The 16,324-nt window shown below is 35.3% G+C and carries 13 protein-coding genes and 2 pseudogenes; 1 reads left to right on the top strand and 14 read right to left on the bottom strand.

Translation table 11 applies throughout. The annotated features are described in order from the left end of the window. From V179_RS0102580 to V179_RS26910, 11 genes and pseudogenes are all read right to left on the bottom strand, one after another. Positions 1 to 888, bottom strand: a complete 888-nt coding sequence (locus tag V179_RS0102580; RefSeq protein ID WP_028390139.1) for an ROK family protein — start codon at positions 886 to 888, stop codon at positions 1 to 3. Between the two features lie 80 nt (positions 889 to 968). Beyond that, positions 969 to 1,664 carry an N-acetylmannosamine-6-phosphate 2-epimerase gene (locus V179_RS0102575; RefSeq protein WP_028390138.1) on the bottom strand — a complete coding sequence of 232 codons (696 nt, stop codon included), beginning with the start codon at positions 1,662 to 1,664 and terminating at the stop codon, positions 969 to 971. Between the two features lie 27 nt (positions 1,665 to 1,691). Next, entirely contained in the window at positions 1,692 to 2,531 is an 840-nt protein-coding gene (locus V179_RS0102570; RefSeq protein ID WP_028390137.1) for a carbohydrate ABC transporter permease, read from the bottom strand. A 12-nt stretch (positions 2,532 to 2,543) separates the two neighbouring features. Continuing rightward, entirely contained in the window at positions 2,544 to 3,419 is an 876-nt protein-coding gene (locus V179_RS0102565; protein WP_028390136.1) for a carbohydrate ABC transporter permease, read from the bottom strand. Between the two features lie 129 nt (positions 3,420 to 3,548). Then, positions 3,549 to 4,943 (bottom strand): ABC transporter substrate-binding protein, encoded by a 1,395-nt coding sequence (locus tag V179_RS0102560; protein ID WP_028390135.1) that lies wholly within the window; start codon positions 4,941 to 4,943, stop codon positions 3,549 to 3,551. Positions 4,944 to 4,969: 26 nt separating this feature from the next. After that, complete coding sequence (locus V179_RS0102555) at positions 4,970 to 5,608, bottom strand: GDSL-type esterase/lipase family protein (protein WP_028390134.1); 639 nt, start codon at positions 5,606 to 5,608, stop codon at positions 4,970 to 4,972. A gap of 4 nt (positions 5,609 to 5,612) precedes the next feature. Continuing rightward, positions 5,613 to 6,524, bottom strand: coding sequence for a dihydrodipicolinate synthase family protein (locus V179_RS0102550; RefSeq protein ID WP_028390133.1), 912 nt, complete (start codon positions 6,522 to 6,524; stop codon positions 5,613 to 5,615). 210 nt (positions 6,525 to 6,734) lie between these two features. Further along, positions 6,735 to 8,402 (bottom strand): FAD-binding protein, encoded by a 1,668-nt coding sequence (locus tag V179_RS0102540; protein WP_034300243.1) that lies wholly within the window; start codon positions 8,400 to 8,402, stop codon positions 6,735 to 6,737. Positions 8,403 to 8,413: 11 nt separating this feature from the next. Next, positions 8,414 to 8,866 carry a YhcH/YjgK/YiaL family protein gene (locus tag V179_RS0102535; RefSeq protein ID WP_028390130.1) on the bottom strand — a complete coding sequence of 151 codons (453 nt, stop codon included), beginning with the start codon at positions 8,864 to 8,866 and terminating at the stop codon, positions 8,414 to 8,416. Positions 8,867 to 9,206: 340 nt separating this feature from the next. Beyond that, positions 9,207 to 10,361, bottom strand: a complete 1,155-nt coding sequence (locus V179_RS0102530) for a M20 metallopeptidase family protein (RefSeq protein WP_034300241.1) — start codon at positions 10,359 to 10,361, stop codon at positions 9,207 to 9,209. Positions 10,362 to 10,379: 18 nt separating this feature from the next. Continuing rightward, positions 10,380 to 11,717: pseudogene (locus tag V179_RS26910) on the bottom strand (YfcC family protein). A 546-nt stretch (positions 11,718 to 12,263) separates the two neighbouring features. On the opposite strand from V179_RS26910, the gene V179_RS0102520 reads away from it, so the two are divergent. Next, positions 12,264 to 13,256 (top strand): LacI family DNA-binding transcriptional regulator, encoded by a 993-nt coding sequence (locus V179_RS0102520; protein WP_028390128.1) that lies wholly within the window; start codon positions 12,264 to 12,266, stop codon positions 13,254 to 13,256. 200 nt (positions 13,257 to 13,456) lie between these two features. On the opposite strand, the gene V179_RS26905 is transcribed toward V179_RS0102520, so the two are convergent. The 3 genes and pseudogenes from V179_RS26905 to V179_RS30470 all read right to left on the bottom strand — a co-directional run. Then, positions 13,457 to 14,365, bottom strand: a complete 909-nt coding sequence (locus tag V179_RS26905) for a glycerophosphodiester phosphodiesterase family protein (RefSeq protein WP_084552171.1) — start codon at positions 14,363 to 14,365, stop codon at positions 13,457 to 13,459. After that, positions 14,365 to 15,198, bottom strand: a complete 834-nt coding sequence (locus V179_RS0102510) for a hypothetical protein (protein ID WP_028390127.1) — start codon at positions 15,196 to 15,198, stop codon at positions 14,365 to 14,367. Before V179_RS0102510 ends, V179_RS26905 begins: the two co-directional genes overlap by 1 nt. A 197-nt stretch (positions 15,199 to 15,395) precedes the next feature. Continuing rightward, positions 15,396 to 15,722 (bottom strand): annotated as a pseudogene (locus V179_RS30470) (ABC transporter permease subunit); the annotation flags it as partial. Positions 15,723 to 16,324: the final 602 nt, after the last annotated feature.

Genomic DNA, 16,324 nt, shown 5'->3' with positions numbered 1-16,324 from the left:
CTAGTAATCTCCTTGTAAATGAAGCGAAACTGCACCAAGGATACCGGCTTTATTTCCTAGCGATGCCTTCATTATATGAACATCTGAAAAACTTTCCATTATAAGCTCTTTTACTTTACTCGAAACCATTTTTACAAGTTTCTCCTGTTCCATAACTCCTCCACCAATTATGATTGCTGGTGGGTTAAAGATGTGAATTAAAGATGTAAGCCCTAAAGCCGCTTCAAAAATCCAATCATGAACAATCTTTTCCAATTCTTTGTCACCTTGATTTACTCGCTCAAAAATGACTCTACCATTTATGAAACTCTTGTCAAGCTCCATTGCTTTTCTTACTAACGCTGTAGTAGATGAATATGTTTCATAGCATCCTAACTTGCCACAATTACAATGGTTGCCTAGTGGGTGAGTAACGATATGCCCAAATTCGCCTGCAACGCCATTATTCCCCTTGTAAATGTTAGAGTTCATAATAATGGCACCACCAATCCCAGTCCCATATGTTAAACAAAGAAAATCTTTATAGGCCTTCCCCGCACCAAAATGCGCCTCTCCTAAAGCTGCTGCATTCACATCATTTTCCACCTCAACTGGAACATGAAATGCATCCTCAAAAATCGTCTTTAATTTAGTGCCTGTATAGTTAGGAATATTATCATTCGCGTAAATAATCGATCCTGTTACACGATCAACTTGCCCCGCAGTACTGATTCCAATGGCTTCAAACCCTTCGTAACCCTTGATAATCTGAATCAATTTTTCAACGATATATTCTCCGCCTTTTTTACTTTCTGTATCATATTCTTTAAAAGCTTCAATATTTCCTTTTTCATCTGACATACCAAGTTTAATAGATGTTCCACCAATATCTGCTGCTAATATTCTCATTTTATTCATCCTTTACGAATACATAGACAGTATCCATCCCTCGAGACATCCGGGGATTTATACTAAAACATTTTCTACTACTATTCAGGTTTAATGGCATTCATAAATCTTTTCGTAATTTCCATTGGTCTAGTAATCGCTGTTCCAACTACCGCTGTATGAACACCTAAATCAAAAATACGTTTTAATTGTTCAGGCGTCCAAATCCCACCTTCAGCAATGATCGGAATTGGAAAGTCCTTAACTAAACGTTCAATTAATTCAAAATTAGGTAAACTACTGCCTTTCGTATATTCTGTATAACCATTCAAGGTTGTACCTAAGCAATCAAACCCTAATTCATAAGCTTCTTTCGCTTCTTCATAAGTAGAGCAATCAGCCATGAATAACTGATCTTTATACGTTTCTCTAATTGTCGGAAACACTTCACTTATCGTCTTCCCATCAGGTCTAACCCTGTTTGTTGCATCTATTGCAATAATATCTACTCCAACTTGATAGAGTTGATCTATTTCTTCAATAGTTGGCGTAATGAATACGGCAGATCCTTCATAATCTTTTTTAATGATTCCGATAATCGGTAAATCAACCGTCTCTTTAATTACTTTAATATCCTCAACACTATTTGCTCTAATTCCCTTTGCTCCCCCAAGCTTCGCGGCATAAGCCATCTTGCCCATAATAAAAGGGCTATGAAGAGGCTCTTCTTCTAGTGCCTGACATGAAACAATCAGTTCTCGTTTAACTCGATCAAATACTTGCTGTTTTTTGTTCATACGTATTCATCCCCACATTGTAAATTATTATTTATCTGCACCAATCGTAATCCCTTTTGTAAAATACTTCTGGAAGAAAATAAATATAAGTAGCATCGGAACCGCTGCAACAGTAGCACCAGCCATCTTATAAGCAAAGTTTGGATTGAGGTCTTGCATTAAGGTTGCAATCCCTACCATTAAAGTTTTTGAAGTTGCATCTTGTCCAACGATTAGCTGCCACAAATAGTCATTCCAAACTTGAACAAAGTTCAGAATAAATAATGCACCAATACCAGGCTTAACTAGCGGTAAGTAAATTTTATAAAAGATTTTAAATTCACTTGCCCCATCAATTTTTGCAGCTTCTCTTAAAGAATCTGGGATACTGTCAAAGAAGCCTTTAAGTAAAAATACTCCGAAAGCAGTTGCTACGTTTGGCCAGATCATCCCACTAAGAGTATTTACCATATCAAAATTTTGAATGATTCTGAACAAAGGAACGATCATTACTTCTTTCGGAATCATCAGACTTGAAATAAAAATGATGAAGATGATATTTTTCCCTTTAAACTTAAGTTTTGAAAAGGCATATGCCGCAAGGGAGCTTACGATGATTAAGGCAATTGTCGCAACTAAAGCTACAACTATACTATTATATGCCCATAGTAAAGCAGGTTGATTATTGAAAACGTCTACATAATTACTCATGGTAAAGGTTTTTGGAAACCAATCAGGTGGCATTTTCACAACATCTGCGCTGTTCTTAAAGGAACTAGTCAAAAGCCAATAAAGAGGGAACAGACTTAAAATAGCAAAAAATAACACAATGGAATTCGTGATGATATCCAGTTTTTCTTTCTTTTTCTTGTTCTTATTTCCAAACATACTCTCTCACCTCTAATTCTTCTTAAGCATAGCTCTTAGCTGTGGAATAGATAAAGCTAAAGTAATTAAGAACATAATCACACCAACGGCAGAAGCAATACCAAGCTGATTATACTTAAATGCATTGTTATACAAGTAGTACATAAGAGTTGTAGAGGAATTGTTCGGTCCTCCACCGGTCAATAACTGAATAACAACAAATATCTTCAGCACAGCAATAATATTCATAATGATGATGTAAATGGTTGTTGGTTTAACCATTGGAATGAGAATCTTAAAAATGATTTTCATTCTACTTGCACCATCGACTTCAGCCGCTTCGAAAAGCTCTTTAGGAACGCCTATCAAAGAAGCGATATATAAGATGATTGCCTGTCCGACATTCGTGGCAAATGTTACGAAAATAATAACTGGCAACACCCAGCTCTTATCACCTAAGAAATTAACCGTTGATAGCTCCATTTGTCTAGCTACAAACGGGATAAGTCCATTAGCAGGATTCAATAAAAAGCTCCAAACCATACTCATTACAACCATGGAAACCATTACTGGAATATAATAGGCACCTCTTATAAAAGATACATATTTTGCATTTTTATCAAAAATAGCCGTGGATACAAAAAGAGCAAAGATCACTGTTAACGCAACAATAAATACTACGAATATTACCGTATTAAAGGTAGACTGAACAAATACTGGATCACTAAATAATCTTTGATAGTTTCCAAAACCAATAAATGTTTCAGTTTGATAGTTTATTTTATATAAGCTTAGTCTGATTCCTTCAATGATCGGATACACTAAAAATACTAAAAATAGTAACATCTGTGGAGCTATAAACAGATATCCCGTTATATTTTCTTTAAAAGATTCATTTTTAAATTTCATTAGTATCATTTACCTTTCTTCAAGAGCTTGTCTATAGAAGGGGGCTGACCTCACATTCTACTAGTAGATGCAGGGTTTAGCCCCTTTCGTTATGAGACAACTCTTGGTAAAGTCATATACTCTTTAGAACTATTTGCTATATATTACTGAGTCTGCTTTTGCATCTTCAATGATTTTATTACCTTTTGACTGATAGTCCTTAACTGCCTTATCTGCTGTTTTTTCACCAGTATATAGAGCTTGCAGTTCTGGGTATAGAACTTGTCTTAATTGATTGTATCCTGGTACATTTCCTGTGAAGTTGAACATGAATTGATCATTAGCTGTATAGGCAGCGAATAAAGGATTTTCCCCCTTGAACTCCTCAACAACAGATGATCTAACTGGTACACCATTCTTAGAAGCCTTCACTAGCTCTGGGTCAGATGAGATAAATTTAACAAAATCCTTACTCACTTTAATTCTTGTTTCATCCTTCGTATCAAAAATAGCCGCACCTGTTACATACGTAAATGTTAATGGATCGCCACTTTCAGAAGGAATATTAGCAAGTCTCATATCAAATTTAGGAGCTTTGCCAGATTCCATGTCAGCCTTTGCATTATTAAATAAAATGGAGTTTGTGAAGCTAACACCTAGTTGCTGATTCTGGAACATTGCGTTCGCATCGTTTGAAGAAACAGATTCAGCACCTGGATTCGTTAAACCATCATCATAGATTTTCTTTAACCAATTTGCCGCCTTAGCCCCGTTTTTATCACCAACGATGATATTTCCTTTTTCATCAAAGAACTCATTGCCAAACATTCTTAGGTAAGCAAGGTTCCAAGTATCCCCCTGATTATTTAGTGCAAATAATGCCATTGGGAATGCATTTGAATATTTGTTCTTAGGTAAATCTTTCTTAAGACCATAAAGAATATTTTCATACTCTGCTAGAGTCCATGTTTTAATTTCATTTTCTTCACCAATATACTTTTCTAGTCCTGCATCTCTTAACATATCCGCATTATAAACTAATGTTCCTGGGTTATGTGAAAATGGATAGAAGTAAATGTCATCACCGAAAGTAACGTTATCCCAGAAATTCTGTGCAATGTCCGCTTTAGCATCTTCATCAACAATGTCATTTAACGGTACTAAAGCACCTCTATGTGCATAGTCCCCCATAGCGAAAACGCTCTCAAAAAAGATATCTGGAGGAGTTCCACCGTTAAGATTTACGTTGATTAGTTCATCTCGTTGGTCACTTGCAACGACCTCTACATTCACTTTTACTTTATGATCTTTGTACTCAGCAGCGAATCTTTCTGCCGCATGTTTAAAGAAGCTATCATAATCAGCACCATCTTCAGATGCATTTAGAACTCCCTTCCACTGTGGAGTTAACCAAACTGAAATTTGAACTTCATCACTTGAACTTTTCCCCGAAGATTTACTTGTGTCCTTTCCAACACACCCCGCAAGTACTCCGAGTATGAGCGCTACGCTCAAGATTGAAGCAAGAAATCGTTTCTTAAACATACATAATCCCCCTTTAAATGTCGTTACTAAATCAATCTCTTAACTTTGTGAAAAACAACTTCTGATAATTTCTTATGTCCTTCCTCATCAAGATGCATAAAGTCAATCTGATTCATCGGAACTAAACCTTTTGTATCTAGAAACTCAATTCCTTGAGCCTGTAGTAGTCCGCTTATATGTACAGCTAGCTCGTCCGATTTACGATCACATTCTCTTCCCATTGACTTTCCTATGTCCGTGTCATAATACTCCTTACCAATTGGCGGTGGGGCAATGACCAGTACTTTTGGAAACCTGCCATTTTCACCGACTGGCGTATTCTTCGCCTTCAGTGAAAGTCTAGCTATTCCTTGGGCGATATTATAAGAAGTTAAATGAAATCTTTCCTTGGTGTCATTCGTGCCGAGCATTATAATCACTAGTTCCAGAGGTGCATGACTCATTAAACATGGATGGATATAGGAATAACCATTTAATCCTTCAAATAAAGGATCATCGACTACACTCGTTCTCCCCGATAGTCCTTCTTCTACTACTTGAAAATCGTCTCCTAATAGTTCTCCTAAAAGACTTGTCCATCTAACTCCATCTGAAAACCTTTTCATCGTTCTAGCATCAAAGCCCCATGTATTTGAATCTCCAAAGCAAACGATTCTTTTTTTCATATCCTTACCTTCTATATTTTAGAATAGCTTGATCAATTGACTCTTTAATTCCTTCTATTTTGAATAAATCGTCTCCTGAAACTTCCTCAAGCGGTCCTCTTACACTACCAATGTTTAAACCTCTTAATTTTAATAATTCTTTAATCGCAGAGTACATAGACCCATTTAGTGAACATAAAGCGATAATGATGTCATTAATATCTGTTTGAATTCTTCTTGCATCTGTAAAATTACCAGAAGAAACAAACTCTTCAGCCTGTAAGAAAAGTTCAGGCATTGCCGCGTACGTTCCACCTATCCCACTATCAGCACCGATCAATCTTCCAGAAACATATTGCTCATCCGGTCCATTGAATACGATTACATTTTCTCCGCCACAAGCCTTAAATCTTTCAATATCCATGACAGGCATCGAGGAGTTCTTTACGCCAATAACCTTTTTGTTCTCTAGCATTTTCTTAAATAGATTCATAGAAAGGCTATACCCTGTCGTTTGAGGAATATTGTAAATAATAAAAGGTAAGTTTGTTGAATCAATAATCTCTGACCAATACTTATCAATTGAGCTTTCAGGTAGCTTGAAATAGATTGGTGGAATTGCCGATAACGCATCATATCCTAATTCTTCGGCATACTTTGCCAATATAACGCTTTCTCTAGTAGACGGTGCACCAACATGAGCGATTAAAGTAAGCTTTCCTTTTAACGTTTCTGAAACATACTTTAATGTCGCTTTTCTTTCATCAAGGTTTTGATAAATGCACTCTCCAGAACTTCCTCCTACATAGAGTCCTTTGACCCCTTTTTCAAAGAGATAGTTACAAAATTCTTTCGTTCTATTCTCTGATACTTCCCCAGCATCATCATAACAAGCATAAAAAGCAGGAATAATCCCTTTAAATTTTTCTAATTCCAATTTTCTCTCCACCCTAGATAGACCCCTTTCGTGTTAACGCTTACAAACGAAATATAACATACCAATAAATCATTGTAAATAATTTTCTTCATTTTATGATTATTATGAAAAAAATTTCTTTGAATATCATGTAAAAATTTTTGATATTTATGATCACCTGACTCCTTAGTCAGAATACACGTAATGAAAAGCCACTGTACGCTCTTTATTTTATTTAAATTCAAGTTTAAGTTCATGATCATTTAAAGAGATGAACAACCTTTTATTAAATCTTTCATCCTCTGATGGATAGTCTTCTCGATAATGAGCGCCTCTGCTTTCCTTTCTTTCAAGCATGGCCTGTAAAAGAATTTTGGACAGCATGATGAAGTTCCTAGCTTTAAAAGCGCTTTTCCGATCCTTTACATTATCAACAAATTGACTGATATTAAAGGATTTCCTTAATTCTTCAATCTTTTCAATAGCAGAGAGAAGATTTTGTTCATCCCTGATAACATTTCCGTTAAACCACATAATGTCTCTAATCGAATCAATCACTTCATTAGGTGTCAAAGAATGATCGAGATGAACAGAAAAATGCTTCATAGATTCGTTTAATTTATTGAGCTCTTCTTGTGAATCAATTTCTATAAATGAGTTTTCATTTATATATGCTAGACAATCCTTTGCAGCCCTCTTCCCAAACACCATACATGCACCTGTAGAATTGCCACCGAGTCGATTAGCTCCTTCAATTCCTCCAGCCAATTCGCCTACAGCATAGAGTCCTGCTACATTTGTTTTTCCGAAATGATCAACCTGTACTCCACCATTACTCGCATGGGCGAAAGGAGCTATTTTTACCTGATCCGTTAAAAGATTGATTCCCCGCTCAGTCAACCAATTTAAATAAATCGTGTAAAAATCACTTTCATTCTCATAGAGTGCCTTATTATAAATTAATTCAAAACCTTCTTCACTTCTCGTCTTCATAATCTGTTTCATCATAGCTATATCAAAGTATTTGGACACGAGCGAGTTCGTAAAAGGTCCATGTGTACTTCTAACTTCCAAGCACTCTTCTTTTGATAGCCCCTCAGGAAGAATTTCATCTAAAATACTATTTCCACTATCATCAACAAAGTCTTCACAATAATTTAGAGTGTGCTCTCCAAACAACGTCTTATATTTTGGCGTTGTAAAACCTGGGATAAACTGGATGAATTCTAAGTTAAGCAAGCTAGCTCCAGCTTCTAAGGCAAGAATATGTCCGGAACCATCCACGTCATTAGGATTTAAATTATGCTTATAAATATTTCCGAAACCTCCTGAAGCTAATACGACTGCCTTGCATTGTATCAAAATTAATTCCTTGTTTTTATCCAAAAGAAAGGCACCGATAATCTTGTCATTTCTCTTTATCAAAGAGATAACGACAGATCTTTCCATTACCGTTACATTTGAGTAATTTTCTAAAATTCCCGTGACGTTCTCCCTTATCTTATTCCAATCTCTTAACATATAAATCGTTCGACCATGATTGGCAAAGCATGCCTTTCGATTATCTGAAAGCTTATAAGGCTGAATCCCAATTTCTTCAAACTCATCGACTCGATCTTTAATCTCCTCAATATAGATTTTCGCCATATCCTTATCGTGCATATTATGACTGACGTCTTCTATATCTTGTAAAAACAGATCCTTGTCCTCGTCATTTTTCGTTACTTGAGTTCCTAAAGAGGCTTTAAGAGGATAGAAGCTTGAACCAGAACAAAGCTGGGTTTTGGTTGACATTAAAACGCTTTTCCCTTCTTTAGCCAGTTCAATACTAACCTTCAATCCAGCTATACCGCTCCCTACGACTAATACATCTACCGCTAATTTATCTTTAATATCCATAATTACTCCTCTTAAATTTTCACTTTAAAAACAAGTTTTCTGACCTTTTCCTGTTCATCGACCTTTATTCCAGTCATATGAACATCTTCCGGATAACAAATCATAAAATCGCCCTGTTGGAGTCGTACTTTAGAGTGCAAACTACCTTCCAACAGAAAATAATCGTTCTCTTCATTATAATTCTCTTTAATTCTCATTCTTTCAAATTGCTCGTATCCTATGAATTCGGTTCCTTCTAATAAATAGTGAATATCGATATATTTCTTATGGGATTCCCAAAATCGATTTTCCACATTAGTTGTTTCATATTCAAGTACATTGAAAAAAAGTTCTTCTCCTTCTACTTCATACGTTTTTGGTATGAGTTCGTCAAAGTTCATACTTTTAATGAAAGCAAAGGCTTTATCAATCCTTTCATTGCTTCCTTTGTATAAATCGTAATTAGTAATATGATCAACTATCATATAACTATGCTCCTTTTCTATGTATACTTTGAAGTTCGCAAGCATTAACACCTGTTTTGCTAGCGCTTTCAAATGAAATTTAACACATTACTAACATAATGTAAATAATTTTCACTAATTTTCATAATTGTAGAAAAAATTTCTTTTTATTTTCCTATGAATTACTACATAAGTACCTGATAGGTTTCATTAAGCACTTAATGAGCTTCGTCATATAATGAAACTTTCCTCAGTTCGTATCTGTTACTCTCCATTTAACTGAAATAAAACAGGACAGCTACCGATGAGCTGTCCTGTTTTATAAATATTATTAGATCTTGAGCAAATACAAGGTTCTCGATCACTGATAATTTTTAGCGATTTCGATAAATAGCTTAATCGCATCTGGAATAACCTCTTCATCAATATCGAATTTAGGGTGGTGGTGCGGATACATACTTTTCTCTCCACCCATACCTACAAAGATAAACGCGCCCGGTTTATTTTGTAAATAATAAGAGAAGTCTTCGCCACCCATCACCGGATCAACTAACTCAAATACATCATCACCAAAAGATTGGCGAATGACTGACTCAACGAAGTGAGATTCTTTAGCATGATTAACAAGCGGCGGCGTTCCAATGATAAAATCTACTTGACCTTTTGCATCAAATGCCTTGCAAATCCCTTCTGTAAGTTGAACCATTTTGTTTTGCAGCGTAGCAACAGCTTCCGGCGTCAATGCCCTTATCGTACCAATTAATTTCGCGGTATCTGGGATAATATTATATGTCGTCCCCGCTTCTATCTTTCCAACTGAAATAACACCAGAATCGATTGGATTTAATTTCCGACTAATGATGCTTTGTAAAGATTGAATCACATGTGTCGCCACATAGATCGGATCAACAGTTTCATGGGGCATTGATCCATGTCCGCCTGAACCTTGAATCATGATCTCAAAGTCATCAATTGACGCCATCATCGGTCCATGTGTTAAACCGATTTTCCCTTTTTCCATCCCTTGCCACAAATGAATCCCGAAAATTGCATCGACATTTTCTAAAACTCCTTGTTTAATGAGCCTATCTGCTCCACTAGGGGTAATTTCTTCGGCTGATTGAAAAATAAGGACAATATTTGGTTCGACTTCATTTCCTTTTATCGATAGCCATTCGGCTACCGCTAACAATGTTGCTGTATGACCATCATGACCGCACATATGCGCTACCCCAGGATTTTTTGAAAGATAAGGTTTATCCCCTTCTTCTGTAATCGGCAAAGCATCGATATCTGCTCTTAACGCGATCGTTTTGTTTCCTTTTGTCCCTTTAATAAACCCAATCACACTAGGTGGTTCGAAATCTAATATTTCTATTTTTAATGCTTCAAGTCTGTTACGAATAAAGGCACATGTTTCGAATTCTTCTCCCGATAACTCGGGGTGTTGGTGAAAAAAGCGACGATCTTCAATCGCTTGTTTAATTAAATGCTCATCTATATAGATATTTTGCAAGAAAATTTCCTCCTTTGTTTAAAACGGCCCATAATGAATCCACTGCGCAATCATAAGTGCGATAATGGCAATTCCAATTTGAATGAAGAAAAAGGGCAGCAACCACTTAATCCATTTCCCCCAAGGAATTCCGGCAACTGCTAGACCAGCAATCAAATAGCCGCTTGTAGGAAAGATGATATTTGAAATTCCATCGCCGAATTGAAATGCAAGGACAGCTGTTTGTCTTGTAACACCAACTAAGTCCGATAGTGGAGCCATTAGTGGCATCGGCTGCTTGTCCACTCCCAGATGGAACTAGAAAGTTTAACCCTATTTGAAAGAATAACATCCCCACAGCAGTCATAGAAGCAGGAATTGCATCAATCGCTTGTGAAGAATAGTAAAGGATTGTATCCATTAGTCCCGCTGTATCAAAAACCACTAAAACCGCCTGTGCCAGTCCGATAATCACAGCCGCACCAATTAGGCTGCCTGCTCCCTTAATAAAGTTATCAGCAATTTCAGAGGGAGATAATTTTCCAATAAGGCCCATAATTACTCCAAATAATAAGAACAAACCAGCAATTTCAGTAATATACCAACCTAATTTAATAACACCGAATACGAGGACAACAAAATTGCAGAGAAAAGTGATTAACACTAGTTTGTGTCTCGTTTCCATTTTTGTGTTAGCTTGTAAAAGAGTCTCTTTCTTTTCTTGTTTATAGTTCCCGTAAAACCCAAGTGAAGGATTGCTTTTTACTTTTCCAGCATAACGATAAACATAGATAACAGCTGCCAAGTATAAGACAACAAATACGATAAGACGGAAACCCATCCCTGAAAATGTTGGGAGTTCAGCAATATCTTGAGCAATACCAACCGTGAACGGATTCATCACAGCTGCAGTAAAGCCAACGGACGCACCAAGAGTGACAATTGCATAGCCTGTAATGGCATCAAACCCTAATGCAATCGCCATTGGAACTAGAATCGCGACATACACAATGGTTTCATCTGACATTCCCATTAATGCACCACCCGCAGCAAAAAACAACATAAGCACAGGGATAATTAGTTTTTCACGGTTCGCCATTTTGACTGAAAGCATAGCAATAAATGCATCTAACGCTTTAGTCGCAGAAAGAATTCCAAATGCTCCACCAATAATTAAAACAAAGAAAATAATATTTGAACCTTGTACCATGCCGCTATGAATACTATTGAAAATGTCTAAAAGCCCAACTGATTTCCATCAACATTTTGAAACGTTTCTGGTTGAATGACACTACGCCCATCAACCTCTGTCCTTTCAAATTGCCCTGCTGGAACGAGATATGTTAAGATTGCCGATATTATAATGAGACAAAACATTAAGACATATACATTGATATTTTTTGGCTCTTTTGTTTGATTAACTACCAGTTTACTCACTCATTTCCTCCTTAACCCTACTATTACTCATGTATCACCATATGTGGTTTGTGAAGATTCATTTGTAAAATCTACTTGTATTTCCTTTCAGAATTAAAAGTAGTACATCAGATTTTAAATAAAAATAATTATACATATATATTAATTTTTATACAATGTTATTTTTTAAGAAATCCTTATTCAGTATCCAAATTACTTCAGATTCACGTTCTAGAAACCTCTATTTTGTTCCTAAAATGAAAATTATATCCGATTCTCTTCTTATTAAATGATAGGTATTTATTGAGTGAATGCTTGAAGACTATGGTTATTTAGATGAATAATCCAAGATGTAAAAGTCTGGATGACTTCGGTTAATTTTATAATGTAAATTTGAATCCCCTTTATTTTAAGATTTGGTAAAAACGCTTAGACACCGGTGTCATAATAGGTCACTTATGATATAGTGAACATAGGAATATTGTTAATTAAGTGAGGATTGATAAATTGGAAAAAAAATATACATTACGTGATATTGCACAGCTTGCTAATGTCTCCTTTAAAACCGTTTCAAGAGTGATTAACAACGAAACAGGTGTAAGGAAAGAAACAAAGGAAAAAGTTTTAAGAGTTTTAAAAGAAACTAATTATACGATGAATTACTATGCGAAAGGATTGTCACAAAACAAAACGTTTCAAATTCTTGTTGTGTCTGACATCGATCGAGACAATTATCCTGTCCAAAGAACAAGCATTATTATTAATAACATTATCAAAGAAGCAAACAATGAAAAATACAAAGTCGTATTAGTAAATAACTTAGATGAATTAGAGTCCAATTATATGGGAGTTTTAGAAAAAGGGTATTATGATGGAATGATTGTCCTAAACTCTCCACGCAACAATGCATTACTAGAAGAAGTAGAAAAATTAGGTGTTCCAGTTATTGTATCCGGAAAAAATGATAAATTTACGTATGTGGGAACGGACCATGAAACTGGAGCCTATCTTGCCGCAAACTATTTATTCAAGTCTGGTATGTCCGACATTCATTTATTGTTAGATAATCCAAACTGGCCTACCCATGATGAAAAAATAAAAGGGTTTCACAAAGCTTTTTTAGATAATCATATCCCTTTTGAACCGAATAGGATTATCACTGACTTGTCCAACAGTACTGACGTCTTTCAGTATGTAGAAAAACATTTCAAAAATGATACTTTACCAAATGGTTTAATCATATCTTCTGATTTCTCTGCATTAGGAGCCATCAAAGCGATCAATAAATATCAAATACCGTGTCCTGACAAAGTAAGTGTCATCGGCTTTGGAAATATGCCCATTTGTACGGAAGTTTTTCCTGAATTAACATCTGTGGAACAAGATTTTGAAAGAATTGGACAAAAACTCGTCCAAAAACTAGTCAAAAAATTAGCAGGTGAACAAACGACTTCCTATAAAACTAAGACGGAATTAGTCGTGAGAAAAAGTACATTGTAAAAAACCAAGTTGGGATTTTTCTCTTAACTTGGTTTTTAAAAATATACAACTTGCATGATATATGATCATAAACCATAATTGAGATTTATAGTGATTATAACATGACCGTGTACTTTTCATTTCCTTGAAATAAATTTGTATCTTCTGCATGTCCACATCGTTCGTGGTGAGTATTCAAATCGAATTTTCCCTTCTCCAATTTATTCACGGTTTTCTTTTTGATAAAACCGTTCACTATTATAATGATTCGCTAACTTTTCATCGAGATAGTCTAATAACTTAAAAGAGTAATCGGTTTGAATGATATTCATTCCTTTATCGACCAACCATCCCCAACCTGCATCAGGATCCACAAGTGACAGCGTATCCGAATGACCACCATTTAATGATAAATCCAACGAGTTTACCCATACATTTGCGTTTTCTTTTATTTTTATTAGAACTTCCTCTGATACAACGGTGCTTGTATCATATTGAAAAGAAATCTCAATCGCAATCGGCTGAAATTTTGTAATGATATCTTCTAGTTCATGGACATTTACTTCATTTACCTTATGCATATAATGTAGTTTTTTATCTTTTGAATTCAAAAATTTTTCGATATTCTCGATTGTAGAGTCACTTTTAATCAGTGCATGATCAAACGTATCTGTTTGCTCTAAGATTTCGTATACTTCTTCTCTAATATCCCAGCATTTATCAATATTAACTAAGGCTTTGTCTTTAACTAAATTCATTGCCTCTAACAGTGTCGGTACTTTCTCATTTGTTAATACAGCTTCATCACCACCATTGTTCTTCTTAAGAAACAATGCTTTAATTTGTTCTAACGTTAAATCAGCAATCTTCCCTGACCCGTTTGTCATCCGGTCGACAGAATCATCATGCATCAAGATTACTTTGCCATCTTTCGTTTTGTGAACGTCTAGTTCAATAATGAATACGCCTTTGTTCATACAATTTTGAATGGCTGATAGGGAATTTTCAGGGGCAAATTTCCAACACCCTCTATGCGCAACTGGGAATAAATAATTCCCTTTTTCTTTAAACTTTTCATAAAAATCTTGAAAATTATGATATCTAGATGTGAAATTTAGTATTTGTTCCATCATTTACTCCTAACCATTTTTATTTTGATATACGTTCGGTCATCAAACGATGTGTTCCCCTTTTTTATGCCCTTCGTCGATTTAAGAAGATTAAACATAAGAGGATCATTTTTTAAAAGAGTTTGAAGTTCAGTTTCTGTATCTGTAAAGCTTTCTTTCAAAAATGGGTAGCCATCACTTGCAAGAACAATGGTATGGGCATTATTACATGTAGCTATTTTTATTTGATCGGCATTCATTGAGAAACCATCAATGACTGAATAGGATAACACCGAGTCATACCTATTGTTTTGGTAAAGATATTGACTCATTAAAAAAGGTTGAATATCCTCTCTCGCTCGATCATTTTCTAATAATTCTTCAACGGAATCTGTTTGCAAATAGTTCGAAATGAGCTGACTTCTCATTTCTGATAAAAGATGATCAATCTTTTTTTCGTTTGTGACATGAAAGCCATCTATTAAACAATGACAATCCCCCATTAACCAGATTTCTTGTCTAGTTTTACTAAATATAATGGCACTAGCTGACATTCGCTTATGAGGATGATCCGTTACTTCCTTCATTATGTTATTTTCTACGTAATAATCACGTATACATTCGGTCAATCTTCTTGATGCCTCTAGACAAGTAATATTTGTAGGAAAAGATTGTATTTCGGTTGCAATTCGTTTAACCGCAATACGTGCAGGTGACTCACCTTGATACAGAGAATAATCTTTTGGCGTCATTCCATCAATGACAGCAATAAAGGAATCTGCAATGACCATAGCATCTTCATTGTCTTTTTCTTGTCCTGTTTTTGCGATTGAAATCTTTTCAATAATTTTCATAGAATACTCCTTTATCCCGCATTAACAGGCAGTAAGCCCCCCCACCTCAAGGCTTAGAGGAATCGAAGAAGCATAGGTGGGGGACAACTGCCCGTAAAAGCCCGATTGGTTCAACTAACAATCAGTGGTGGATGAAGAAACCCCCCACTGATTGAAGTTTCATTTTATCTAGATCCTCTAAAGTGCACGAACACTTCTTACTTTCTAGAACCATTTCTACCATATACAGAGTAAATAACCAGAGCTGTTATAAACATTAACAATACGGAGTAAACAAAAGTCATTGCTTTTGCATCAACTGAGGCAGTTGGTGCTGTACTATTTTGAATAACGATACCAAGCGGTTGGAACAATGGATGGTACAAGAATACGGTCATGTCATAATCAGTAAGTTGACTATTAAAGTTCTAAGCAAGAATCGCTAATGCTGACGGTAAAATAATAGGTAATACTACTTTGATAAACGTATAAAACGTTTTTGCACCTAAATTTTTAGCAGCTTCTTCTAATGAAGAATCCAGAGTACATGATTTGAAGTCGAAGCAAATGTCATCACAAATACAACTGCTAGATACCCTGTAAACCATTTAGCATTCATAGTAGGAAAAACGTTCATTAATACTTGAGTAAAAAACCCGTTTCACCATAAATGAATTTATATCCAGCTACTAATATTATTCCTCCATAGAGTCTTCTTATAATCTGTTGATCCATTCATTTAACTCTTTACTAATCAGAAATGCATTCCCTAATGGACACCGGTGTCATTCAGGAGGATAAAGAAGTAAACTTCTAAAGTTGTTTGCCTAACTCTTTTACTTTTCATACAGTAGACACCGGTGTCAAATGTGTGAACCAACATTTATTTATGAATTAAATTTTATCAGTTATTCTTTAATTTAGTTTATTAATATTGTAAATAATACGTAAAAATATAATTATTTGAAAAATCAAGACAACTGGTGAAATCTCAATTCAGCACATATTTTCACGAATTTTCAATAAATAAACAGCATATTAATTCATAAGATTTGGAGGGTAAAAAATACAATTAATCGTGAGAAGATCCTCCATATGATGCATATTTAATGGTCGTTATCTATAATAGATGGTTCAAAATTATGGT

The organism is Bacillus cihuensis (assembly GCF_000504145.1).
GTDB lineage: Bacteria > Bacillota > Bacilli > Bacillales > DSM-1321 > Peribacillus > Peribacillus huizhouensis.
This window is presented reverse-complemented; position numbering and strand designations above follow the sequence as displayed.